Source organism: Paracoccus sp. PARArs4, from assembly GCF_947311865.1.
GTDB classification, from domain to species: domain Bacteria; phylum Pseudomonadota; class Alphaproteobacteria; order Rhodobacterales; family Rhodobacteraceae; genus Paracoccus; species Paracoccus zeaxanthinifaciens.
On record NZ_CAMZMW010000004.1, the window covers coordinates 215,636 to 237,931 of the forward strand.

A 22,296-nucleotide genomic window follows, 5' to 3' on the forward strand; every position below is an offset into this window, starting at 1 on the left:
GCCCCGATGCGACGTCACGCCCATCGCTGATGGCGTCCGCGTCGCCATGCACCCCCCCGTGAAGGGCGTGGAGCTGGCCGCGATCGAGCTGACGGGCCGCCCCGAGATCTGGGTATCGGGTGCCGACCTGAACGACACGCCCGACGGCCCCGAGGCCGTGGTCGAGATGGTCGGCCCCACCGCCGCGCCCTTCGACCTGGACCGCAGCCGGTTGCGGCTGACGATGGTGACGGCGGATGGCGCCGTCGAAACTCAGGGCTGCGCCGCCGACTGACGGCCAGCGCCCAAGCGCCCGTCGCGCAGGCCACGGCCAGCAGCCACAGCGCCAGCACCGCCAGCGCCTGCATCGGGGCCAGCACCGGCCACCATGCGGGCACGGGCAGCCCCGCCGCGGGCCCGACCAGCACCAGCATCCCCAGCCCCGCGGCCACGCAGCCTACGCGCATCGCGCCCGCCAGCGGCCCCGCGCGCAGCGCACGGCCGAAGGCCGCGCGCGCCCGCCCGACATCCGCGCCCACCGCAAGGATCGCGGGCACGACCAGCAGCACCAGCACCATTCCGAAGCCCAGCCCATAGGCCAGCGTCACGACGGTCGGCTTCAGGAACAGCGCCTGCGAGGACCGCTCGTACAGCAGCGGCGCAAGCCCCAGCACCGTCGTCGCGGTGGTCAGCAGCACGGGCCGGAACCGGTCGCCCACCGCCGCGACGATTGCGGGACGCAGCCCGCGCGTCCGCGCATATTCGTCGATGGTCGAGATCAGGACGATGGAATCGTTGATGATGATCCCCGACATCCCGATCAGCCCCACGATCGAGAACATGCTCATCGGCAGCTGCCAGGACGCATGTCCCCAGACCGCGCCGATCAGGCCGAAGGGAATGACCGACATGACGACCAGCGGACGCGTCCAGCTGGCGAAGATCCAGGCCAGCACCATGTAGATCCCGGTCAGCGCCGCGCCGAAGCCGATCAGCGCCTCGGACAGGAAATCGGATTCCTGTTCCGCCAGCCCCGTCAGCGCATAGCCGACACCGTATTCCCCCGCGATGCGCGGCATCAGGTCGTCCTGCAGATATGCCGTGATCCGGGCGGCGCGGGCGGGGTCGTCATCGGCGATGTCGCCCGTGACCGAGATCATCCTCTCGCCGTTCTCGCGGCGGATGACCGAGAAGCCGGCCTCGGAGCTGACGGTGACGATATCGCCCAGGGGGACCCATTCCCCAGACGAGGCCCGCATCATCATCCGTTCCAGGAAATCGGCCTGCCGGTCGCTCTCGGGCAGCTCGACCCGGATCGCGCCGGTGCGGGTGCCGACCGCGAATGTCGCGGCCTCGATCCCGCCAAGGCGGCGGCGCAGGTCGGCCGCCAGCGCATCGGTCGTGAAGCCCAATGCCTCTCCCTGCGCGGTCAGTTGCAGCGCCAGCTCGGTCTTGTCGTAATCCATGCTGTCTTCCAGCGCCGAGACCTCGGGGAATTGCGACAGGTCGGACTTGATCGCCTCGGCCGCATCCTTGAGGCGCTGCGCCCCCGCCCCCGTCATGCGCACGGAGATGGCATCGCCCCCCGGCCCCGAACGGAACCCGCGGAAGCTGATCACCTCCAGCCGGGGGTCGGTGGGCATGGCCGATTGCAGGTCGGACACGAATTCGAAGCTGCTGTAGGGGCGGAAATCGGGGTCGATCAGCTCGATCTGGACGGCGCCCAGAAGGTCGGCATCCTTGGTATCCGCGCCGGGCAGCGGACGGCCCGCATTGTCGCCCACCAGCATCATCATGTGCGTGATGGGATTGGTGCCGTATTCGTCCTCGTACCGCTGGCCGACGCTGCGGGTCGCCTGTTCGACCATGTTCATCACGCGGATCGTGTCCTCGCGCGTGGCGCCGGCAAGCATGGCGAAGTTCCCCTCGACGCTGCCTTGTTCGGGGGCGTCGAAGAACCGCCACGGCACCTTGCCCGTCATCAGCATCCCGGCAGACAGCGACAGCGCCAGGATCACGCCGGCCATCACCGGATAGCGCGCGACCAGAAGCCCCCGGACCAGCGGGCGCAGCACGCCCGCGACGAAGCGGTCCAGCCAGCGGTTCACCAGCCTGGACGGGCGGTCGTACCAGCGGTCGCGGGCATGGCCCGCCAGCGCATGCGCCATGTGGTTCGGCAGCACCAGGAAGCATTCCGCCAGCGAGGCGATCAGCACCAGGATCACGGTCATCGGGATCTCTCCGACGATCTGGCCGAAGCGGCCGCCGATCATGGTCAGCCCGGCAAAGGCGATCACCGTGGTCAGGGTGCTGCTGATGACCGGCGCGCCCATACGCCCCGCCGCGCGTTCGGCCGCCAGCTTGGGGGCCTCGCCCAGCTTGCGGGCGCGGTAATCGGCATGTTCGCCCACCACGATGGCGTCGTCCACGATGATCCCCAATGTCAGGATCAGCGCAAACAGAGAGATCATGTTCAGCGTCATTCCCGCCAGGTGCATCAGCGCGACGGCGGCCAGCAGCGCGGCGGGGATGCCGGCCGCGACCCAGATCGCGGTGCGGGCGTTCAGGAACAGGAACAGCAGCCCCAGAACCAGGGCCAGCCCCAGGATCGCGTTGTCCAGCAGCAGCGCCAGCCGGGCCGAGATCAGCTCGGCCCGCGCGCGGACCAGCTCGACGGTGACGCCCTCGGGCAGGGTCGGCCGCATCTCGGCGGCGATGTCCTCGACCGTCTGCTGCATGCCGATCGCATCGCCGGTCGCGGCACGCTGGACCTCGATGGTGACGGCGGGATCGCCGCCCGCGAAGAAGGCCACGTCGCGGTCGATCCCCTCGGCGGTGACGGTGGCCACGTCGCCCACGGTCAGCTGCGTTCCGTCGGGAAGCGCCTTCAGCGACAGGTCCGCGACCTCGGACGGGGTGCGGGTCTCGGACCCCGTCCGCACGCGCGATGCGCCCGAACTGATGTCGCCCGCGGGCGTGGGGGCGGCGGCGGCGGCGATCACCTCGGCCACCTGCTGCATGGTCAGGTCGTGGCGGATCAGGTCGGCCATGCGCAGCTCGACCATGGTCTCGGGGGCGGCGATCCCGGACACGGTCAGCCGCGTCACCCCCCGACCATAGAGCCGGTTCGTCATGTCGTCCGCGATGCGGCCCAGCTGGTCCAGCCCCACCGGCCCCGAGATGACGATGTCGGCCACCCTGTCGCGCCATGCGCGGCGCGTGATCTCGGGATCCTCGGTGCCCTCGGGCAGGTCGCCCGCGCCGGAAACGGCGGTCTCGACCTCGGTCATGGCGCGGGACATGTCCCAGCCGGGTTCGAATTCCAGGTTGATGCGGGCCGACCCTTCGGCGGCCTGCGAACTGGTCAGCATCACGCCCTCGACCGACATCAGCGCCGGTTCGAGGACGGCGACCACGGCGCTGTCCACATCCTCGGCCCCGGCGCCGTCCCAGGTCACGCGGACGTCGATCTCCTGGACGACGGTGTCGGGGAAATACTGCGCGCGCAGGCGCGGCGCGGACCACAGGCCCGCGACCACCATCACCGCCAGCAGAAGGTTCGCCAGCGTGGCGTGTCGGACGAACAGCGACAGCAGACCGCGACTAGCCACGTCCGGCCCCCTGCGCATTCGGGCCGCGCTGCGCCGATCCGCCGCGATCCGGGCCATCCGCCGGGGCGGTGCTGTCCTCGACCCGGATGCCCGCGCCCAGCTGGGCCGAGCGTTCGGCCACGATCCGCGCGCCGTCCAGCGCGTCGGGGACCGCGATGATCACGTCGTCGCCCTGGCGGCGCAGCAATTCGACCGGCAGGGCCGACAGCCGACCGTCCTGCCCCGCGACCAGCACCGTGCCGTCGCTGCCGATGGCGGCGGCGGGCACGGTCGCGACATCCTGCAGGGCGGGCTCCTCGATCATGACCGACAGGAAATCGCCGGGGCGCAGCGCCTTGGCGCCATCGGTCACGCGGGCATAGACCAAGCGCCCCGCCGCCCCTTCGGCGACCGAGGCAGCCGCACGGTCGATGCGAGCCGCCGCGCCGATCTGGCCCGCGCTTCCGTCAAGCACCAGCCGCAGGTCCAGCGGCGGCAGCGTGCCGTCACCGTCCAGAAGCCGCGCGAACTGGTCCAGCGACAACGGTATCGCCACCTCCAGCGCGGCGGGATCGATGATGGTCGCAAGCTGTTCGTTCAGGCTGACAAGCCCCCCCTCGACCGCCGTCACGTCGGTCACGCGCCCGTCGAAGCCCGCGCGGATCTCGGTATCGGCAAGGTCGTTGCGGGCCTCGGACAGGGCGATCTCGGCGCGGCGCAGGGCGTTCTCGGCGCTGGTGACGGCGCTTTCGGCATCGGCCAGCGTCGCGCGGCGGGTGATGACGGCCTGTTCCGCGGTCGAGGCCGCAAGCTGCGCCGTCTCGCGGTCGGCGCTGGTCCCCAACCCGCGGGCGGCAAGGTCGGTCTGGCGCGTCACCGCGGTCTCGCGCAGTTCGGCCTGGCGGATGGCGGCGGCCAGATCCTCGGTCGCGATGGACACCGCGCGACGGGCATCGGCCAGCACGCCCTGCGCATCGTCGCGTTCGGCCTGCCGGCTTTCCAGCGCAGCCGAGGCCGATGACGGATCGATCCGCGCCAGAAGCTGCCCCGCCGCGACGCTGCCGCCTTCCTGCAGCGCGTCGGCCAGCATGACGATCCGCCCCGCAGCGCCCGCCCGCAGCTGCAGTTCCCTGCGCGATGCGACCTGACCATAGACCTGCATGACCGGCACGCCCGGCCCGGCCTCGACCCGGATCAGGCGCGCGGTATAGACCTGTTCGCGCGCCCCGCGCCCTGGCCCGCCCCCATCGTCGGATGCCGTGGCCGCACGCCAGACGGCGCCCGCCGCCAGCATCAGCAATGCCAGCGTCATGAAGCCGAGAAACAGCCCAAGAAGGCTGCGGGAAAGAAAACGCATGTGCCAGGTCCCGGTGATTGTGACGCCCGGTTAGCACATCATGGGGAAACCGAACCTAAACGGAAAGCGATTCCAGCCGCGCCTGCAGCGACAGAAGGTCCGCCCAGGCCTCTCGTTTCGCCTGCGGATTGCGCAGCAGATAGGCGGGATGCGTCATCGGCAGCGCCGGCTTGCCGAAGGCCTCGGTCCATTGGCCGCGCAGGCGCAGGATGCCGCGACGTTCCAGCGCGGCCTGGCAGGGGATGTTGCCCATCAGCACGATCACGTCGGGATCGGCCAGTTCGACATGCCGCCGCAGGAAGGGCATACTGACCGCGATCTCGTCGGGACTGGGATCGCGGTTGCCAGGCGGGCGCCATGTCAGCACGTTCACGACATAGATCGCGGCCTGCGCATCCACCGCGTCGCGTGCCATGCCGATGGCGGCGAACATGCGGTCCAGCAACTGCCCTGCGCGGCCCACGAAGGGGCGGCCCTGGCGGTCCTCCTCGTCCCCCGGCGCCTCGCCCAGGATCAGGGCGCGGGCCTTGGGGTTGCCGTCGGCAAAGCAGAAGTTCCGCGCGCCCTTCTTCAGCTCGATCCCGTCGAAGCCCTGCTGGGCGGATGCCAGCGCCTCGAGCGTGGTTGCCGATGCGGCAAGGGCCTCGGCCTCGGCCAGGCGGGCGGCGCTGTCGTCATCGTCGGCAGGCGGGGGCACGGGGGCTGCGGGGGCCGCGGGCAGCGGCGGCAGTTCGGGGCGGGCCGGCAGGTCGAAGCGGTCGACGGGGGCGTCCATGACCGGCATGTCCGCGCCCATCTCCATCTGCCATTCCAGCAGTGCCAGCGCCGTTTCGGCGTCCAGCTCGATTCCCTGATAAGTCGTGGCGTCCATGTCGCTGGCCAAGCTAGGGGCGCGGGCGCCGCTAGTCCACCACCAGCATGTAGCCGGTGCCGCGAACCGTCTGCAGGAAGCGCGGTTCGCGCGGGTCGGGCTCGATCTTGCGGCGCAGGCGGGTGATCTGGACGTCGATGGCACGCTCGCCGCCCTCGGCCTCGTCGCCGCCACGGCCCAGATCCTCGATCAGCTCGGCCCGGCTGACGGGCTGACCCCGGCTGGCGGCCAGCCTGCGCAGCAGCGCCGATTCGGTGCCGGTCAGGCGCAGCGGCGTGTCGCCCTGCCACAGATCGCCCTTGTCCGTGTCGTATCGCAGCTGCCCCAGTGTCAGGAACTTGGGCTGCGCGATCTCCACGGCGGGCACGCGGCGCAGGATGGCCGAGATGCGCAGCAGCAGCTCTCGCGGCTCGAAGGGCTTGGGCAGGTAATCGTCCGCCCCGCTTTCGAGGCCCGCGATACGGTCCTCGGTCTCGCCCCGCGCGGTCAGCAGCAGGATGGGCGTCTGGATGCGCCTGCGCAGGTCGCGCGTCAGTTCCAAGCCGTCCTCGCCCGGCATCATCACGTCCAGCACGATCAGGTCGAATTCGAGACCCGCCAGCAGCCTGCGGGCCTGGGCGGCATCGCGCGCCATGCTGACCATGAAGCCGTTGCGCCGCAGGAAGCGCCCCAGCAGGGCGCGGATGCGTTCGTCGTCATCGACGATCAGCAGATGGGCGTCGGTCGTCATGGCGTTTCCCCTGGCGGCTCAGCGATCTTCGGGCAGATCCTTCATCGCCTGATACTGCGCCCGCATGTCGGGGTCCATCATCGCTTCCAGCACCTGCCGGAAACCGGCCACCGCCTGCGGCCCCGCCTTGCGATAGGCGCCCCGCATCCGCGCGCGCTGCGCCTCGGACAGGCGGCGTTCCAGCGCGGTGCCCGTCTGGGTCAGGAACAGCTGCCTTTCGCGCCGGTCGCGGCGGCCGACGCGGCTTTCGACCAGGCCGTCCTCGATCAGGGCGCGCAGCACGCGGTTCAGCGACTGCTTGGTCACCCCCAGCACCGCCAGCAGCGAGGTCACCGTCAGGCCCGGTTCGCGGTTGATGAAATGCAGCGCGCGGTGATGGGCACGACCATAGTCCAGATCCTCGAGGATCATGTCCGGATCGGCGGTGAAGGCCCGGTAGGCGAAGAACATCGCCTCGATCCCGCGACGCAGCTGGTCGTCCGTCAGGAACAGCAGATCCTCGCCGACCATGGTCTGAATACGGGCCTTGTCCTGCATGCGGGGTCCTTCCGGTCTTGTCGTCGCGTTATGGCAGCGTTGTTGACTTTCTATGCGGTGATTGCTAGCCGTCAACCGTCTTGCGTAACAAACATGCCAAATCCGCCCGGAATTGCGCAAGAATCGAACATCGGGTGGTCGACGGAGATGACGATGAACGGGGCTTACGACGATCGCGACGGCAAGATCTGGATGGACGGCGAACTGGTCGACTGGCGCGACGCGAAAGTGCACGTCCTGACCCATGCGCTGCATTATGCAAGCTCGGTCTTCGAGGGCGAGCGCTGCTATGACGGCAAGATCTTCAAGGGACACGAGCATTCGCTGCGGCTGATCGAATCGGGCCGCCTGCTGGACATGCCGCTTCCCTACTCGGCCGAGGAACTGGACGCCGCCAAGGAAGAGGTGCTGAAGGCCAACGGCTTCGAGAACGCCTATATCCGCGTGGTGGCATGGCGCGGGTCGGGGCCCGACATGGGCGTGTCCGCCGCGCGCAACCCCGTGCGCGTCGCCGTCGCCGCCTGGGAATGGGGCAGCTATTACGGCGATGCGAAATGGCAGGGCGCGAAGCTGGACGTCGCCAAGTGGAAGCGTCCCAGCCCCGAGACCATCCCGACCGCGGCCAAGGCCGCCGGTCTCTACATGATCTGCACCATGTCCAAGCACGCGGCCGAGGCCAAGGGCTGCTCGGACGCGCTGTTCATGGACTGGGAGGGTTACGTGGCCGAAGCCACCGGCGCGAACATCTTCTTCGTGAAGGACGGAGAGATCCACACGCCGCTGGCCGACCGTTTCCTGAACGGCATCACGCGCCAGACCGTCATCCAGATGCTGAAGGACAAGGGCTTCGTCGTCCATGAACGCCGCATCCTGCCCGAGGAGCTGGAAGGCTTCAGCGAATGCTGGCTGACCGGCACCGCGGCCGAGGTGACCCCGGTGGGCCAGATCGGCGACTGGATGTTCCAGGTCGGCCAGATCACCCGCAAGGTGGCCGAGGATTACGAGGCGCTGGTCCGCGCCTGATCGCGACACGCATCGACGTCAAAGGGGGGCCTCGCGCCCCCCTTTCGCATGTTCGGACCGGGTGTTTGTCAGGCGAGCCTGCCCCGTTCGATCCGCGCGAACTCGGCGGATTTGCGCAACTGCCCGTCGCGGCCCTGCGGACGCGACTGCAGGCTCAGGCTGCTTTCATGGGGCATGGCATCGCGGTCCTGGCGCAGGAAATGCTGCATCCGGGACTGTCCGCGAAGCCTTGGCTGATCGGCGATATGCTTGGTCATGGGGACCTCCTTCCCGGCCCCAATATAGGGCCGAATCGGTCCTTCTCCAAATCTCAGGCGGCCTTGATGCCCTGTGCCGCCGACAGGACGGCGTGCAGCGCGACGGCATCGTCATTCGCGCGCAGCTTCTGGCGCAGGTCCTGATCGCGCAGCGTGCGCGACACCAGCGCCAGCGCCTTGAGGTGGTCTACGCCGCCCGATTCGGGGGCCAGAAGCGCAAAGACCAGATCCACCGGCTGGCGGTCCACGGCGTCGAAATCCAGGGGCTTCTCCAGCCGCAGGAACAGGCCCGCGACCTTTTCCAGCCCGTGAAGCCGCGCATGGGGCAGCGCCACGCCGTGGCCCACGCCCGTCGGGCCAAGGCTCTCGCGTTCCTGCAGGGCGTCCAGCACCTCGGATGCCGGGACGCCGTACTGGGCCTCGGCCAGCTCGGCCAGTTCCTGGAACAGCCGTTTCTTCGAGGTGACCTGCCCGAGAGAGCGTACCGCCCCCGGCTGAAGGATCTCGCTGATCTGCATCGTCTTCGCGTCTTTCCCAATCCGACCGCCCCCGAAATCCCAACGGGCACGGGGGCGACAGAGTTCAAATTGGCGTCAGTCGCGGCGGCGCTCAGCCGTTTCCGCGCGGGTCGATCCAGCCCACATTGCCGTCGTCGCGGCGGTGGACGACATTGACGCCGCCATGTTTCTCGTTGCGGAACACCAGAAGCGGTGTGCCTGCCAGTTCCATCTGCATCACCGCATCACCGACCGACAGGGTGGGAACGCGGCTCTCCATCTCGGCGATGATGATGGGTTCCAGGCTTCCGCCCTGCGATTCCCATTCGTCCTCGTCGGCGGCCAGCACATAGCTTCCGGCCTCGCCGAAGACAACAGGTGCCGCGCGGTCCTTGTGATGATCCTTGAGACGGCGCTTGTAGCGGCGAAGCTGCTTGTCCATCTTCTCGCGGCAGGCCTCGAAGGCGGCATAGATCTCGGTCGCCAGGCCCCGCGACTGCACGGTCAGCCCGGTCGACAGATGCACCACAGCGTCGCACAAGTACTGATGCGCGTCCTTCGAGAAGGTCACGGTCGCATCCGTCGGGCGCTGAGAATACTTCTCGATCGTCTCGCCCAGCTCGGATTTGACATGCGTGCTCAACGCATCTCCGACATCGATGTGTTTTCCGCTGATGGTGTAGCGCATCGTTATTCCTCTCCGGTTGCCCGTTTCGTTGCGCAGGCCCGTTCAAAGGCCGGCGACGGCGGAAACGGGGGTCGGCGGGGCGGCACTTCCGCGCCCGCATGAGTCAATTTGGTGACAGCATTCCGGCGTTGTCAACGGTGCGCACGTGGCCGTGAGAGCGATTTGCACGACGCGCATCACGCCATGCGGAAGCCCTCGCCCAGGTAGACTTCGCGCACCTTGGGGTCGGCGACGATCTGGTCCGTGGTGCCGGACATGAGGACGTGGCCGTCATGCAGGATATAGGCGCGATCGACGATACCCAATGTCTCGCGGACGTTGTGATCGGTGATCAGCACGCCGATCCCGCGCCCCTTCAGGTCGTGGACAAGGCTGCGGATCTCGCCCACGGCGATGGGATCGACGCCCGCGAAGGGTTCGTCCAGCAGCAGGAAACCGGGGTTCGAGGCAAGGCAGCGGGCGATCTCGGCCCGCCTGCGTTCGCCGCCCGACAGCGCCAGCGCGGGGGCGCCGCGCAGATGCGTGATCGAGAAGTCGGCCAGCAGTTCCTCGAGCCTGTCGCGGCGGCGATGGGGGTCCGCGACCGACACCTCCAGCACGGCCATGATGTTCTGTTCGACCGTCAGGCCGCGAAAGATCGACATCTCCTGCGGAAGATAGCCGATGCCCATGCGCGCGCGGCGGAACATGGGCAGGCGCGTCACGTCCCGACCGTCGATCGAGACGCTGCCCGCGTCGGGCGTCACCAGCCCCGCAATGCAGTAGAAGGTCGTCGTCTTGCCCGATCCGTTCGGACCCAGAAGGGCCACGACCTCGCCGCGCGACAGGCTGACGGACACCTCGCGGATGACGGGGCGGTTCTTGTAGGACTTGCGCAGTTCGCGGACGATCAGCCCCTCGGTCATTGGCCGCTTCCCTGCTGCAGGATGGTGCGGACGCGGCCCTGCGCCTCGGCGGTGCCGTTTCGGATGTCCACGGTGATGCGGTTGCCCGACAGCACGTTGCGGCCCTGCGTCAGCAGCACGTCGCCGGTCAGCAGCACGGTGCCGGCCTCGACGTCGTAGCGCGCCTCCTGCGCCTCGGCGGCGTCCTCGCCCGCGACCAGCGTCACGTTGCCACGCGCCAGCAGCGCGCGGATGCGGTCCTGCCCGCCTTCGGCATATTCGACCGTCACGTCGTCGGCCGACAGGCGCATCTCGCCCTGGCCGATCACCACGTTGCCGGTAAAGCGCGCGCTGCCGTCGGACTGGTTCACCGACAGGTTGTCGGCCGCCACCTCGACCGGGGCCGAGGGGTCGCTGTCCATGCCGCCGAAAGCGACGCTCTGGGCAATGGCCGCCGCGGGCAGCAGCGCGAGGGTCAGGGCAAGGACGAACTGGCGCGGCATGGCGGATTCCCTCATTCGGTCTGTGGGCGGTATATCAGACGGACCCCGCCCGAGAAATTCAAGATCGCCGGTCCGTCGGATGCTTCCGCGTCCTCGGGCTCCAGCCGCATCGATCCGGCCTCGATCTCGCCGAAGGGGGCCTCGGCCTCGACCCGGGTATCGGCGCGAAGCACCCCCTGCCCCGTCGCGGCCTCGAGGCTGTCGGTCACCAGCCGCCACCCGGTCGAGGTCTGCATCGTCACGCCCCCGCCCAGCCGGATCGCGTCGGCATCCGATCCGCTATTCGGCGCGGTAACGGTGGCGGTCACCCCGTCGCTGCGGCGCAGGTCCAGCTGCAACCCCTCGGCGGTGGCGCCGTCTGCGGTCGGGCGCCCGTTCGCGGCACGCAGCGCGATCTGCGACCCGTCGCCCGCGACGGCGGAATATTCCGGTGCCACCACGCGCCCCTCGCGGGCGGCTTCCTCGGCGTCGACCTCGGCATAGGGGATGCGGGATTCGGTATCGGACCCGCGAGAGAACAGGAACATCGTCGACAGCATCGCCAGCGCCACCAAAGGCAGAAGGACACGAAGCCAGCGGACGATGCGGGTGCGGTTCATGGCGTCACACGAGCCCCGCGCGAAGACAGTCGTGGATGTGCAGGATGCCGCATGGCCGCCCGTCCTGCACCGCAAACAGGCAGGTGATCTTGCGGTCCTGCATCTCTGCCAGCGCGGCCTCGGCCAGGGCATCGGGCGCGATGACGCGTGGCGCGGCGGTCATGACCTGGTGCGCGCGGTGATCCAGCAGCCCCTGCATGTGGCGGCGAAGGTCGCCATCGGTGATGATGCCCACCAGCTCGCCCTCGGGGCCGGTGACGCCGGTGACGCCGTATCCCTTCTGGCTGATCATCAGCAGCGCGTCGGACATGGGCGCGTCGCTGTCCACCAGCGGCATGTCGCGATGCATCAGGTCGCCCACCTTGGCCAGCAGCGCGCCCAGCTTGCCACCGGGATGGAAGACGCGGAAATGTTCGGGGGTGAACTGCCGATGCTCCATCAACGCGATCGCCAGCGCATCGCCAAGCGCCAGCGTCATGGTGGTCGACGTCGTGGGCACGATGCCGTTGCCGCAGGCCTCGTCCGCCTGGGGCAGCAGCAGGCCCACGTCGGACTGCCGGATCAGCGTCGATCCGGGGCGCGAGGCGACGCCGATCAGCGGGATGCCGAAGCGGCGCGTATGGGCGATCAGGTCGGCCAGCTCGGGCGTCTCGCCGCTGTTGGACAGGACCAGCGCGACATCCTGCTTCGTGACCATGCCCAGATCGCCGTGGCTGGCCTCGCCCGGATGGACGAACTGCGCCGGCGTGCCGGTGGACGCGAAAGTGGCCGCGATCTTGCGGCCGACATGGCCCGACTTGCCCATGCCGGAAACGATCACCCGCCCCTCGGCGCCCAGGATCGTGCGGACGGCGCGGTCAAATTCCTCGCCCAAAGTGTCGGACAGGGCCTGAAGCCCCGCCATTTCCGTCGCGATGACGCGCCTTGCGGCGGCGATGTAATCGTTCAAACCTTCCTCCTTGGTCGTCGCCCCGTCAATCATCAGTGGCGAAAGATGTCACCCTCGTCGCCCCAGCCCAGAAGGTCCAGATGGGCGCGGGCGGGCAGAAAGTCAAAGCACGCCTGCGCAAGGCCCATGCGGTTCTCGCGCTTCAGGCGGGTTTCCAGCGCCTCTTTCAGCTTGTGCAGGTGCAGCACGTCCGAGGCCGCGTATTCCAGCTGCGCGTCGGTCAGGTCGGCCGCGCCCCAGTCGCTGGTCTGCTGCTGCTTGCTGACATCGACGTTCACCATCTCGTTCAGCAGATATTTCAGGCCGTGGCGGTCGGTGAAGGTGCGGACCAGCCTCGAGGCGATCTTGGTGCACCAGACGGGCGCGGTCACCACGCCGAAGGCGTTTTCCAGCGCCGCGATGTCGAAGCGTCCGAAATGGAACAGCTTCAGCACCTTCGGATCGGTCAGCAGCTTCGTCAGGTTCGGGGCCTCGGTCTGGCCGCGCTCGATCTGGACCAGGTGGGCATCCCCGTCCCCCGAGGACAGCTGCACCAGGCACAGGCGGTCGCGGCGCGGGTCCAGCCCCATCGTCTCCGTGTCGATGGCCACGACATTGCCGAGGTCCAGATCGTCGGGCAGATCGTTGGGATAAAGATGGATGCTCATCCTGCGGTCCTTTCTGGAGCAGAGGGTCGCGAAGTTTCGTTCCCTGCCTCTCTGACCAGAAACGGGCAATCCGTTCCAGCCAAAAATCCGTGCGCGACCTGCCGCAAGGGACACTTGCATGACCCGGGGGCATGGGCCAACCTGCAGGTCATGCAAACCCTGCCTCAGACAGGGCGCAACTCAACAGGGATGACAGACATGACCATTCGACTGACCTCGCGGGCCGTTCTTCTGGCGTCGGCGCTGGCCTTCGCGCCTGCCGCATTCGCGGAGACGCCCGCCGACACGCTGGTGATCGCGCATACGATCGACGACATCATCAGCCTGGACCCCGCGCAGGCCTTCGAGTTCGCGGGCAACGACGTGAACCGCAACACCTATGACCGGCTGGTCGATTTCGACCCGCTGGACCCCGAGGCAGGCTTCCAGCCCGCCCTGGCCGAAAGCTGGGAGGTGTCCGAGGACGGCACCTCGATCACCTTCACCATGCGCGAGGGCGTGACCTTCCATTCCGGCAACCCCGTCCGCGCCGAGGATGCGGCCTTCTCGCTGCAGCGCGCGGTCAAGCTGGACAAGACCCCCGCCTTCATCCTGACGCAGTTCGGCTTCACCGCCGACAATGTCGAGGAGATGATCACCTTCGACGACACCACCCTGACCCTGCAGCTGGACCAGCCCTATGCGCAGTCCTTCGTGCTGAACTGCCTGACGGCCATGATCGCCAGCGTCGTCGACAAGGAGACGGTCCTGGCCAACGAACAGGACGGCGACCTGGGCAATGCCTTCCTGACCTCGTCCGAGGCAGGTTCGGGGGCCTATGAACTGGCCGCATGGCGCCCCAACGAGGCCGTGCAGCTGACGGCATTCGAGGATTACTGGCAGGGCGCGGCCGAGATGAAGCGCGTGATCGTGCGCAACGTCGCGGAATCCAGCGCGCAGCGCCTGCTGCTGGAACAGGGCGACATCGATGTCGCGCGCAACCTGACCCCCACCGACGTGGACAGCATCGCCTCGGTCGAGGGGGTGACGATCCAGGACGAGCCGCGCGGCCGCATCCTCTACATGGGTCTGAACCAGAAGGACGAGCTGCTGTCGAACCCCGCCGTGATCGAGGCGATGAAGCATCTCGTGAACTACGAGGGCATCACCTCGAGCTTCCTCAAGGGGCAGTTCATCACGCATCAGGCCTTCCTGCCCAAGGGCTATCTTGGCGCGCTGGAGGACCAGGCCTGGACCTATGACGTGGAAAAGGCCCGCCAGCTGCTGGCGGATGCGGGCATCGAGGGCGGCACCATCACCACCCGCGTGCGCGACCTGCGCGAATACGTGGACGTGGCGCAGACCCTGCAGGCATCCATGGCCGAGGTCGGCCTGACGCTGGAGATCGAGCAGATGACCGGCGCGCAGGTGCTGGACGCCTATCGCGCCCGCGAGGTGCCGATCTTCCTGGGCGAATGGGGCCCGGATTATTCCGACCCGAACACCAATGCCGCGACCTTCGCCTTCAACCCCGACAATAGCGACGAGGCGAATGCCGTGGGCCTTCTGGCATGGCGCAACGCCTACGAGGTTCCCGCCGAGATGAACGAGGCCACCGTGGCCGCCACGCTGGAGCAGGACACCGAGAAGCGCGCCGCGATGTACGAGGACATCCAGCGCCAGTACCAGGCCGAGGCCCCCATCGTGCCGCTGTTCCAGCGCATCGAGCAGGTCGGCCTGCGCGACGGCGTCCAGAACTGGTGGAGCGGCGGCGCCGTGACCTCGGTCGTCTATCACCAGGTGTCGAAGGGCGAATAAGACTTGGCTTCGGACACGACCGCGGCCGCCGGGGGCACGTCCCCCGGCAACGGCCGCCCCGACCCGTCGGCGCGCACGGCCCTGCGCCGCAGGCGTGCGCGCGGCATCGCGGGGACCGCCCTGTCGCTGGCGCTGACGCTGCTGGGCCTGCTGCTGGTGACCTTCATCATCGGGCGCGTCATGCCCATCGACCCCGTCCTGAAGGTCGTGGGCGATCGCGCGACGCAGGCGCAATACGACGCGGCTTACCAGGCGATGGGCCTTGACAAGCCGCTGGCCATCCAGTTCCTCAACTATATCGGCGACGTCGTGACCGGCGATTTCGGGCGGTCGATCTCGACCGGGCAGCTGGTCTGGGACGACATCCGCCGCGTCTTTCCTGCCACCTTCGAGCTGGCGACCCTGGGCACGCTGATCGGCGTGCTGGCGGGCGTGCCGCTTGGGGTGATCGCCGCCGCACGGCGCGGCGGCATCGTGGACCAGGTCGCCCGCGTGGTGGCGCTGGTCGGGTATTCCATGCCCATCTTCTGGCTGGGCCTGATGGGGCTTCTGATCTTCTACGGCATCCTCGGCTGGGTCGGCGGGCCGGGACGGCAGGGCATCATCTATGACGGGATGGTGCCAAGCGTGACCGGCATGATCCTGGTCGACAGCGCCCTTGCGCGCGACTGGGCCGCGTTCCGCGACGCCTTCAGCCACATCATCCTGCCGGCCAGCCTGCTGGGCTATTACAGCCTTGCCTATATCAGCCGGATGACGCGCAGCTTCATGCTGGAACAGCTGTCGGCCGAATACGTCACCACCGCCCGCGTGAAGGGCCTGTCCGAACGCGCGGTGATCTGGGGGCATGCCTTCCGCAACATCTCGATCCCGCTGGTGACGGTCATCGCGCTGTCCTTCGGGTCGCTGCTGGAGGGATCGGTCCTGACCGAGATCATCTTCAGCTGGCCGGGGCTGGGGCAGTACATCACCCGCTCGCTTCTGTCGGGGGACATGAACGCGGTGCTGGGCGGCACGGTCGTCGTCGGCGTCTGCTTCGTGGTCCTGAACCTGTTCAGCGACATCCTCTATCGCGTGCTGGATCCGAGGGCGAAATGACGAATACCATGACACGCCGCGAATGGCTGCTGTCGGATGCGCCGCAGACCCGCCGCCAGGCACGGCTGGGCGCGTTCTACCAGGGCTGGCTGACATTCCGCGCGAACAAGCTGGCGATGCTGGGGCTGATCATCCTGATCCTGCTTCTGGGCATGGCCGCCTTCGCCCCGCTTCTGGCGCCCAAAAGCCCCTTCGCGCAGGATCTGGCCAGCCGCCTGCAACCGCCCTCGGCGGAACACTGGCTGGGAACCGACGCGCTTGGGCGGGACATCCTGTCGCGCCTGATCCACGGGTCGCGCATCACCCTGTTCATCGTGGGCACCGTGGCGCTGATCGCGCCGGTGATCGGGCTGTTCATCGGCACGGTCGCGGGCTTTGCCGGGGGCTGGGTCGACCAGGTCCTGATGCGGATCACCGACATCTTCCTGGCCTTCCCCAAGCTGATCCTGGCGCTGGCCTTCGTCGCGGCACTGGGCCCCAGCATCGGCAACGCGGTCCTTGCGCTGGCGCTGACCGCCTGGCCGCCCTATGCCCGCCTTGCCCGGGCCGAGACGCTGACCATCCGCAATGCGGACTTCATCGCCGCCGCAAGGCTGCAGGGCGCGGGACGGGCACGCCTGCTGTTCCGCCATATCTGGCCGCTTTGCGTCAGCTCGCTGATCGTGCGGGTCGCGCTGGACATGGCGGGGATCATCCTGTCCGCGGCGGGCCTCGGATTCCTCGGCCTGGGGGCGCAGCCGCCCATGCCCGAATGGGGGGCGATGATCTCGGACGGGCGGACCTACATCCTGGACTTCTGGTGGGTCGCCGCCATGCCCGGGCTTGCGATCTTCACCGTCTCGATGGCCTTCAACCTGCTGGGTGACGGGCTGCGCGACGTGCTGGACCCGAAAGGAGGCGCGAAGTGACCGACGCCCCGCTTCTGTCAGTGCGCAACCTGCGCGTGACCTTCCCGACCCGCCAGGGCCTGTTCCAGGCGGTGCGCGGGATCGATTTCGACCTTGGCCGCGAAAGGCTGGGCGTCGTCGGCGAATCCGGCAGCGGCAAGTCCATGACGGGCCGTTCGGTGCTGGGCCTGATCCGGCCGCCGGGCCGGGTCGAGGCCGACCGGATGGAGTTCCAGGGCCAGTCGATCCTGAACCTGCCCGAACGCCGGATGCGGAAGATCCGCGGCCAGCGGATCAGCATGGTCATGCAGGACCCCAAGTTCAGCCTGAACCCCGTGATGACCGTCGGTCGCCAGATCACCGAGGCGTATCGCCTGCATCGCCGCGTCAGCCGCGCCGATGCCCATGCGAAGGCGCTGGAGATGCTGCGCGCCGTCCAGATCCGCGACCCCGAACGGGTCATGGACAGCTATCCCCACGAGGTGTCGGGCGGCATGGGCCAGCGCATCATGATCGCCATGATGCTGGCCCCCGACCCCGAGATCCTGATCGCGGACGAGCCGACCTCGGCGCTGGACGTGTCGGTCCGCAACGAGGTCCTGTCGATCATGGACAACCTCGTGCGCGATCGCGGGATGGGGCTGATCTTCATCAGCCACGACCTGAACATGGTCGCGCAGTTCTGCGACCGCGTGCTGATCATGTATGCCGGCCGCATCGTCGAGACGCTGCCCGCGCGCGAGCTGCACAAGGCCCGCCACCCCTATACCCAGGGGCTGCTGGCCAGCCTGCCGCGTCTTGACGCGCCGCAGGACCGCCTGCCGGTGCTGACCCGGCAGGACAGCTGGCGCGACGGCGACCCGATCGCCCCCCATGCCGATACCGATCTTCCCGGAGGGCTGCGATGACCAAGCCGCCGATGCTGTCCATCCACGACCTGAACGTCTGGTTCGGCGATCCGCCCGACCGCGTGGATGCGGTAAAGAACGCCTCCATCGCCGTGGCCCAGGGCGCAAGCTTCGGGCTGGTGGGCGAATCCGGTTCGGGCAAGTCCACCATCCTGCGCGCCGTCGCGGGGCTGATCGACAGCTGGTCCGGCAATCTCGAGGTGGCGGGCCGCACGATCCACGGCGCAAGGCGCGACCGGCAGTTCTTCAAGACCGTGCAGATGGTCTTCCAGGACCCCTATGCCAGCCTGCACCCGCGCCATTCCGTCGATGCCGTCCTGTCCGAGACCCTGCGCCTGCAGGGGATCGGGGATGTCGACCGGCGCATCAACAGGCTGCTGGACGATGTGGGGCTGGGGCGCAGCTTCCGCTTCCGCTATCCGCACCAGCTGTCGGGCGGGCAGCGGCAGCGCGTGGCGATCGCCCGCGCGCTGGCCGCCGAGCCGCGCCTGCTGCTGCTGGACGAGCCGACCAGCGCGCTGGATGTCAGCGTCCAGGCCGAGATCCTGAACCTGCTGTCGGATCTGCGGGCGGAACACGGCCTGACCTACCTGATGGTCACGCACGACCTGGCGGTGGTCGGGCACATGTGCGACCGTATCGCGGTCATGCAGCACGGGCGCCTGGTCGAGGAACTGCAAGTCGAGGACCTGCGCCGGGGTGCGGCGCAGGCCGATTACACGCGCGGCCTGATCGCGGCCTCGGGCAGCTATCGCGCCGGGGGCTGATCGGGCAGGCGCAGCACCCGGTCGCAGGATGCCCGCAGCAGGGACGCGTCATGGCTGACGATCATCATCGCCATGTCGCGTTCCCGCGCGATGCCCGTCAGCAGGTCGAACGTCTCGGCCTGGGTGACGGGGTCCAGCCGCGAGGTCGGCTCGTCCGCGAACAGGAAGGCGGGCTTCAGCAGCAGCGCGCGCAGCAGGGCAAGGCGCTGCAGCTCTCCTCCGGAAACCTCGGCGGGCAGGCGGTCCAGCAGTTCGGGGCGCAGCGCAAGGCGGGCCATCAGGGGCGCGACCTCGGATGCGTCAAGCCGGTGCAGCGCGACCAGATCGTCGATGCCCTGCCCCAACCGCAAGCGGCGCGGAAAGGCCGCGACCGGATCCTGCCACAGCTTCTGGAAGGCGACCTTCGGCAGTGACGGATCGCGCCAGACGCTGCCCGCGACGGGCAGCAGGCCCAGAAGCGCATTCCCCAGGCTGGACTTGCCGCAGCCCGAGGGGCCCTGGATGCCCATCACCTCGCCCCGGTGCAGGTCGATATCCTGCGGATCAAACAGCGCGCGCCCGCCGCGGCTGACGACCAGGTCGCGCGCGCCCAGCAGGGGCGCCCCCGGCACCGACGGCTTGCGCGGGGGCCAGCGGGCGGGGTCGGCCTCGATCAGGCGGCGGGTATAGGGGTGGGACGGGTCGGCAAGGACCTTCGCGGCCTCGCCCTGTTCGATCGCGCAGCCGTCCCGGATGACGATGATGTCGCCGCCCAGCCCGCGCGCGAGGTCGAGGTCGTGGGTGATCGTCAGCAGCCCGCCCCCGTCGCGCAGCCCGCGTTGCAGCAGGGCCAGCACGTCGTCGCGCCGATCCGCGTCCAGCCCCTTGGTCGGCTCGTCCGCCACGGTGATCGGCGCCCCGCCCGCGCGGGCCGCCGCGAAGGCCAGGCGCTGCGCCATGCCGCCCGACAGCTGCCAAGGCCATCGCGCACCCGCGCCCGAGAGGCCCAGCTCGGACAGGTCGCGCGCAGTTGCGGCGCGGGCATCGGCGCTGCCCGCGACCATGCGGTGCGTTTCCTCGACCTGGCGGCCCGCCCGCATCAGCGGGTCCAGCGCCAGCCAAGGCTCCTGCGGCAGGACGGCGATCAGCCGCCCCCACAGCGCACGGTTGCCGCGTGGCCGCGCAGGGTCCAGCGCGACATCGCCCACATGCAATTCCCCCGAGGCATGCAGCCCCTTGGGCAGCGTCCCCAGGATGGCCTGCGCCAGCAGGCTCTTGCCCGAGCCGCTCTCGCCCAGGATGGTCAGGGCGCGTCCGGGCCGAAGGGCCAGCGACAGAGGCTGGACCAGCGTGTCGCGACCGTCGGTGACAGAGATATCGCGGGCCTTCAGAAGGGTCATGCGCGACCTCCGGCGATCAGGTTCAGGGACAGAAGCAGCAGGAAGCAGGCCGCGACGGGCTGGGCGACGGCCACGGGCGCCTCGCGCCAGCTGGGCAGCAGCTCGACCATCATCTGGCCCAGCTCGGGCGTGGGCGCGGGCACGCCCACGCTGACGAAGCCGAGTGCCGCGATGGCCGCGATGGCACCGGCCACGCCGAAGGCCATCGCGGTGCGCAGGACGGGGCCGATCTCGGGCCAGAGGATGCGGCGGAAGATCCATGCCGGACCGAAGCCCTGGATGCGCGCGGCCTCGACCGCGGGGCCGTCCATGACGGCACGGCAGGCGCGGCGGGTCAGGCGGAAGAACTCGATCCACTGGACGGCCGCGATGCCGGCCCAGAAGGCCGCGCCCATGCCGGGCAGGATGACGCCCATCATCAGCACCATCAGCAATGCGGGCAGCGCCAGCACGCTGTCGGCGACCAGCCCAAGGGCGCGGTCGATCCAGCCCCCGCGCCATGCGGCCAGGACGCCCAGCCCGATGCCCACCACCGCCGCCGTCGCGGTCGCGGCAAAGGCGATCGTCAGCGACAGCCGCAGCGCATGCGCCAGCCGCGAGAACAGCGACCGGCCCAGGTGGTCATAGCCGAAGGGCGCCGCGGCGTCGGGTCCGGCCAGCGCCTTCAGCAGCGACTGCTTCAGCGGGCCGGTCTGGTCGAAGGCCGGGGCCAGCAGCGCGAAGCCGATGACGGCCAGCAGCAGGGCCCAGCCGATACGGTCGGAACGCAGGCTCATGCGGTCACCCCCCGCGGGTCGATCCGGCCCGCCGCAAGGTCGATCAGGGCGTTCAGCACGACGAAGCCCAGCCCCATGACCAGCGCGGTGCCCTGCACCATCGGGACGTCGCGGTGGAACACCGCGTGGATCAGCGCATGGCCGATGCCGGGCCAGCCGAAGATCGTCTCGACCACGACCACGCCCTCGGCCAGGAACACGAATTGCAGGCCAAGATAGGTCAGCAGCGGCGCCGCGATGTTGCGCAGCCCGTGATGGCGCAGGACCTGGCCGTCGGACAGGCCCTTCATGCGGGCGAAGGCATAGTGCTGGCTGGCGGCGATATCCGCCATCAGGTCGCGCGCGATCCGCGCCGAGCCCGCGGCCAGCCCCAGGGCCAGTGTCAGCGCCGGCAGCACGACATGCGCCGCGCGCCCGTGACCGGCCGAGGGCAGCAGCCCCGCCTCGACCGCCAGGGCCACGATCAGCACCAGTCCCAGCAGGAATTGCGGCATGGCACGCAGCCCCGCGGCGACGACCAGCAGCACGCGGTCCAGCAGGCCGCCCGCGCGCAGCCCCGCCAGCACCCCCAGGGGCGGCCCGATCAGCAGCGCGATCAGCAGCGCCACGACCGACAGGTGCAGCGTCGCGCCCAGCTGGTGCGCGATCTCGTGGGCGACGGGCTCGCCCGACACGACCGAGCGCCCCAGATCGAAGCGCAGCAGGTCCGCGATCCAGCCGCCGAACTGCGCAAGCGCACCCGCATCCAGGTTCAGCTCGGCCCGGACGGCATCCGCCGCCTCGGACGACACCATGTCATAGCCGTATCGCGCCGCGGCGATGCGATAGGCCGCATCGCCGGGCATGGCCTGCATCATCAGGAAGGACATGACCCCCACGACAAGCGCCACCCCCGCCGCCTGCGCAAGCCGGAAGGCGAGGATACCGGTCAGCCCCCTCATTCGACGAAGCCCGCGCGCGCCAGCCCGAAGCCGCGTTCATAGGGGTCCAGCGTGATCCCCTCGACCCGGTCCGAGATGGCGGCGGTCTGCTGGTACCAGGCGATCGGGATGACCGGCAATTCCTGCCGGAAGATCGCGGCGATACGGGCGCGGTCGCCCGGCGTCGCGCCCTCGGAGGCCATGCGCCGGATCAGCTGCGCGGCCTCGGGGTTGTCCCAGCCCATCGCGCCCCAGTCCCCGCCGGGGGCGTAATCCTGCAGCAGCGTGCCGGTCGGATCGGGCACCAGCGCGAAGTTGCGCGCCATCAGCCCCATCTGCAGCGTGCCCGCCGCGTGGCGCGCGGGGATCTCGGACGAGTTCGACGAGACGATGCGGATTTCGACGCCGATTTCGTGGAACAGCTGCTGGAGGACCGTCGCGGTCAGCGGCAGCTCGGGCCGGTCGGGATAGGTCACCAGATCGACCGCGAAGCGTTCCCCGTCCTTCTGCATGATGCCGTCATCGCCGGGCGTCCAGCCCGCCTGTTCCAGCAGGGCGCGGGCAGCCTCGGGATCGTAGGCTCCAGACTCGTTAATTTTCAAAGCCAGAAGATGACAGTTGCGGCGAGAGCGACGGCGGACAGAAAGACCCTC

General features: G+C 69.1%; 23 protein-coding genes. 6 read left to right on the forward strand and 17 right to left on the reverse strand.

The genetic code is table 11. The features are described 5' to 3' along the window. Positions 1-14 precede the first annotated feature (14 nt). The 5 genes from QMZ16_RS05130 to QMZ16_RS05150 are packed head-to-tail and all read right to left on the reverse strand — an operon-like array spanning position 15 to position 7,064. Positions 15-3,590, reverse strand: coding sequence for an efflux RND transporter permease subunit (locus QMZ16_RS05130; RefSeq protein WP_282602387.1), 3,576 nt, complete (start codon positions 3,588-3,590; stop codon positions 15-17). Next, positions 3,583-4,926 (reverse strand): HlyD family efflux transporter periplasmic adaptor subunit, encoded by a 1,344-nt coding sequence (locus QMZ16_RS05135; RefSeq protein WP_282602388.1) that lies wholly within the window; start codon positions 4,924-4,926, stop codon positions 3,583-3,585. Before QMZ16_RS05135 ends, QMZ16_RS05130 begins: the two co-directional genes overlap by 8 nt. Positions 4,927-4,981: 55 nt before the next feature. Next, positions 4,982-5,797 carry a uracil-DNA glycosylase gene (locus tag QMZ16_RS05140; protein ID WP_282602389.1) on the reverse strand — a complete coding sequence of 272 codons (816 nt, stop codon included), beginning with the start codon at positions 5,795-5,797 and terminating at the stop codon, positions 4,982-4,984. A gap of 31 nt (positions 5,798-5,828) precedes the next feature. After that, positions 5,829-6,527 (reverse strand): response regulator transcription factor, encoded by a 699-nt coding sequence (locus QMZ16_RS05145; protein WP_022706967.1) that lies wholly within the window; start codon positions 6,525-6,527, stop codon positions 5,829-5,831. Positions 6,528-6,545: 18 nt separating this feature from the next. Continuing rightward, positions 6,546-7,064, reverse strand: a complete 519-nt coding sequence (locus QMZ16_RS05150) for a MarR family transcriptional regulator (protein WP_022706968.1) — start codon at positions 7,062-7,064, stop codon at positions 6,546-6,548. A 153-nt stretch (positions 7,065-7,217) separates the two neighbouring features. Between QMZ16_RS05150 and QMZ16_RS05155 the strand changes: the two genes are divergently transcribed. Further along, a complete protein-coding gene (locus QMZ16_RS05155; RefSeq protein ID WP_028725714.1) occupies positions 7,218-8,087 on the forward strand; it encodes a branched-chain amino acid aminotransferase in 870 nt (289 codons plus the stop codon). A gap of 68 nt (positions 8,088-8,155) precedes the next feature. Here QMZ16_RS05155 and QMZ16_RS05160 read toward each other — a convergent pair whose 3' ends face one another. From QMZ16_RS05160 to QMZ16_RS05195, 8 genes are all read right to left on the reverse strand, one after another. Further along, a complete protein-coding gene (locus tag QMZ16_RS05160; protein ID WP_282602390.1) occupies positions 8,156-8,344 on the reverse strand; it encodes a hypothetical protein in 189 nt (62 codons plus the stop codon). A gap of 53 nt (positions 8,345-8,397) precedes the next feature. Further along, positions 8,398-8,862, reverse strand: coding sequence for a PTS sugar transporter subunit IIA (locus QMZ16_RS05165; protein ID WP_022706971.1), 465 nt, complete (start codon positions 8,860-8,862; stop codon positions 8,398-8,400). Positions 8,863-8,953: 91 nt separating this feature from the next. Continuing rightward, positions 8,954-9,529 carry a ribosome-associated translation inhibitor RaiA gene (gene raiA / locus QMZ16_RS05170; protein WP_022706972.1) on the reverse strand — a complete coding sequence of 192 codons (576 nt, stop codon included), beginning with the start codon at positions 9,527-9,529 and terminating at the stop codon, positions 8,954-8,956. Positions 9,530-9,705: 176 nt separating this feature from the next. Then, the gene (gene lptB / locus QMZ16_RS05175; RefSeq protein WP_022706973.1) at positions 9,706-10,434 is read right to left on the reverse strand and encodes an LPS export ABC transporter ATP-binding protein; all 729 of its coding nucleotides are present in this window, start codon (positions 10,432-10,434) and stop codon (positions 9,706-9,708) included. Further along, positions 10,431-10,916, reverse strand: coding sequence for a lipopolysaccharide transport periplasmic protein LptA (gene lptA, locus QMZ16_RS05180; RefSeq protein WP_022706974.1), 486 nt, complete (start codon positions 10,914-10,916; stop codon positions 10,431-10,433). Before lptA ends, lptB begins: the two co-directional genes overlap by 4 nt. Positions 10,917-10,927: 11 nt before the next feature. Further along, entirely contained in the window at positions 10,928-11,515 is a 588-nt protein-coding gene (locus tag QMZ16_RS05185; protein ID WP_282602391.1) for a hypothetical protein, read from the reverse strand. A 4-nt stretch (positions 11,516-11,519) separates the two neighbouring features. Next, positions 11,520-12,419, reverse strand: coding sequence for a KpsF/GutQ family sugar-phosphate isomerase (locus QMZ16_RS05190; protein ID WP_282602408.1), 900 nt, complete (start codon positions 12,417-12,419; stop codon positions 11,520-11,522). A gap of 77 nt (positions 12,420-12,496) precedes the next feature. Continuing rightward, entirely contained in the window at positions 12,497-13,111 is a 615-nt protein-coding gene (locus QMZ16_RS05195) for a ribonuclease H-like domain-containing protein (protein ID WP_022706977.1), read from the reverse strand. A gap of 198 nt (positions 13,112-13,309) precedes the next feature. On the opposite strand from QMZ16_RS05195, the gene QMZ16_RS05200 reads away from it, so the two are divergent. From QMZ16_RS05200 to QMZ16_RS05220, 5 genes are all read left to right on the forward strand, one after another. Then, positions 13,310-14,908, forward strand: coding sequence for an ABC transporter substrate-binding protein (locus QMZ16_RS05200; protein WP_282602392.1), 1,599 nt, complete (start codon positions 13,310-13,312; stop codon positions 14,906-14,908). Positions 14,909-14,989: 81 nt separating this feature from the next. Continuing rightward, a complete protein-coding gene (locus QMZ16_RS05205) occupies positions 14,990-16,006 on the forward strand; it encodes an ABC transporter permease (protein ID WP_051142317.1) in 1,017 nt (338 codons plus the stop codon). Continuing rightward, the gene (gene nikC / locus QMZ16_RS05210) at positions 16,003-16,914 is read left to right on the forward strand and encodes a nickel transporter permease (RefSeq protein ID WP_028725719.1); all 912 of its coding nucleotides are present in this window, start codon (positions 16,003-16,005) and stop codon (positions 16,912-16,914) included. The genes QMZ16_RS05205 and nikC overlap by 4 nt, the downstream gene beginning before the upstream one ends. After that, complete coding sequence (locus tag QMZ16_RS05215) at positions 16,911-17,801, forward strand: ABC transporter ATP-binding protein (RefSeq protein WP_282602393.1); 891 nt, start codon at positions 16,911-16,913, stop codon at positions 17,799-17,801. Before nikC ends, QMZ16_RS05215 begins: the two co-directional genes overlap by 4 nt. Continuing rightward, positions 17,798-18,568: an ABC transporter ATP-binding protein gene (locus QMZ16_RS05220; protein WP_282602394.1), complete on the forward strand. Its 771-nt coding sequence runs from the start codon at positions 17,798-17,800 to the stop codon at positions 18,566-18,568. The genes QMZ16_RS05215 and QMZ16_RS05220 overlap by 4 nt, the downstream gene beginning before the upstream one ends. On the opposite strand, the gene QMZ16_RS05225 is transcribed toward QMZ16_RS05220, so the two are convergent. From QMZ16_RS05225 to QMZ16_RS05240, 4 genes are all read right to left on the reverse strand, one after another. Further along, a complete protein-coding gene (locus tag QMZ16_RS05225; protein WP_282602395.1) occupies positions 18,550-19,947 on the reverse strand; it encodes an ATP-binding cassette domain-containing protein in 1,398 nt (465 codons plus the stop codon). The genes QMZ16_RS05220 and QMZ16_RS05225 overlap by 19 nt on opposite strands. Next, positions 19,944-20,723 carry an ABC transporter permease subunit gene (locus QMZ16_RS05230; RefSeq protein WP_282602396.1) on the reverse strand — a complete coding sequence of 260 codons (780 nt, stop codon included), beginning with the start codon at positions 20,721-20,723 and terminating at the stop codon, positions 19,944-19,946. The genes QMZ16_RS05225 and QMZ16_RS05230 overlap by 4 nt, the downstream gene beginning before the upstream one ends. Next, positions 20,720-21,664 (reverse strand): ABC transporter permease, encoded by a 945-nt coding sequence (locus QMZ16_RS05235; RefSeq protein WP_282602397.1) that lies wholly within the window; start codon positions 21,662-21,664, stop codon positions 20,720-20,722. The genes QMZ16_RS05230 and QMZ16_RS05235 overlap by 4 nt, the downstream gene beginning before the upstream one ends. Further along, positions 21,661-22,296 (reverse strand): ABC transporter substrate-binding protein (locus QMZ16_RS05240; RefSeq protein WP_282602398.1); only part of this gene is annotated, 636 nt, incomplete at its 5' end. The genes QMZ16_RS05235 and QMZ16_RS05240, both read right to left, overlap by 4 nt.

Excerpts from the sequence above, each read along its gene's own strand:
- QMZ16_RS05135 (WP_282602388.1), bottom strand. The coding sequence starts at position 4,926 with ATGCGTTTTCTTTCCCGCAGCCTTCTTGGGCTGTTTCTCGGCTTCATG.
- QMZ16_RS05140 (WP_282602389.1), bottom strand. The coding sequence starts at position 5,797 with ATGGACGCCACGACTTATCAGGGAATCGAGCTGGACGCCGAAACGGCG.
- QMZ16_RS05145 (WP_022706967.1), bottom strand. The coding sequence starts at position 6,527 with ATGACGACCGACGCCCATCTGCTGATCGTCGATGACGACGAACGCATC.
- QMZ16_RS05150 (WP_022706968.1), bottom strand. The coding sequence starts at position 7,064 with ATGCAGGACAAGGCCCGTATTCAGACCATGGTCGGCGAGGATCTGCTG.
- QMZ16_RS05155 (WP_028725714.1), top strand. The coding sequence starts at position 7,218 with ATGAACGGGGCTTACGACGATCGCGACGGCAAGATCTGGATGGACGGC.
- QMZ16_RS05160 (WP_282602390.1), bottom strand. The coding sequence starts at position 8,344 with ATGACCAAGCATATCGCCGATCAGCCAAGGCTTCGCGGACAGTCCCGG.
- QMZ16_RS05165 (WP_022706971.1), bottom strand. The coding sequence starts at position 8,862 with ATGCAGATCAGCGAGATCCTTCAGCCGGGGGCGGTACGCTCTCTCGGG.
- raiA (WP_022706972.1), bottom strand. The coding sequence starts at position 9,529 with ATGCGCTACACCATCAGCGGAAAACACATCGATGTCGGAGATGCGTTG.
- lptB (WP_022706973.1), bottom strand. The coding sequence starts at position 10,434 with ATGACCGAGGGGCTGATCGTCCGCGAACTGCGCAAGTCCTACAAGAAC.
- lptA (WP_022706974.1), bottom strand. The coding sequence starts at position 10,916 with ATGCCGCGCCAGTTCGTCCTTGCCCTGACCCTCGCGCTGCTGCCCGCG.
- QMZ16_RS05185 (WP_282602391.1), bottom strand. The coding sequence starts at position 11,515 with ATGAACCGCACCCGCATCGTCCGCTGGCTTCGTGTCCTTCTGCCTTTG.
- QMZ16_RS05190 (WP_282602408.1), bottom strand. The coding sequence starts at position 12,419 with ATGGCGGGGCTTCAGGCCCTGTCCGACACTTTGGGCGAGGAATTTGAC.
- QMZ16_RS05195 (WP_022706977.1), bottom strand. The coding sequence starts at position 13,111 with ATGAGCATCCATCTTTATCCCAACGATCTGCCCGACGATCTGGACCTC.
- QMZ16_RS05200 (WP_282602392.1), top strand. The coding sequence starts at position 13,310 with ATGACCATTCGACTGACCTCGCGGGCCGTTCTTCTGGCGTCGGCGCTG.
- nikC (WP_028725719.1), top strand. The coding sequence starts at position 16,003 with ATGACGAATACCATGACACGCCGCGAATGGCTGCTGTCGGATGCGCCG.
- QMZ16_RS05220 (WP_282602394.1), top strand. The coding sequence starts at position 17,798 with ATGACCAAGCCGCCGATGCTGTCCATCCACGACCTGAACGTCTGGTTC.
- QMZ16_RS05225 (WP_282602395.1), bottom strand. The coding sequence starts at position 19,947 with ATGACCCTTCTGAAGGCCCGCGATATCTCTGTCACCGACGGTCGCGAC.
- QMZ16_RS05230 (WP_282602396.1), bottom strand. The coding sequence starts at position 20,723 with ATGAGCCTGCGTTCCGACCGTATCGGCTGGGCCCTGCTGCTGGCCGTC.
- QMZ16_RS05235 (WP_282602397.1), bottom strand. The coding sequence starts at position 21,664 with ATGAGGGGGCTGACCGGTATCCTCGCCTTCCGGCTTGCGCAGGCGGCG.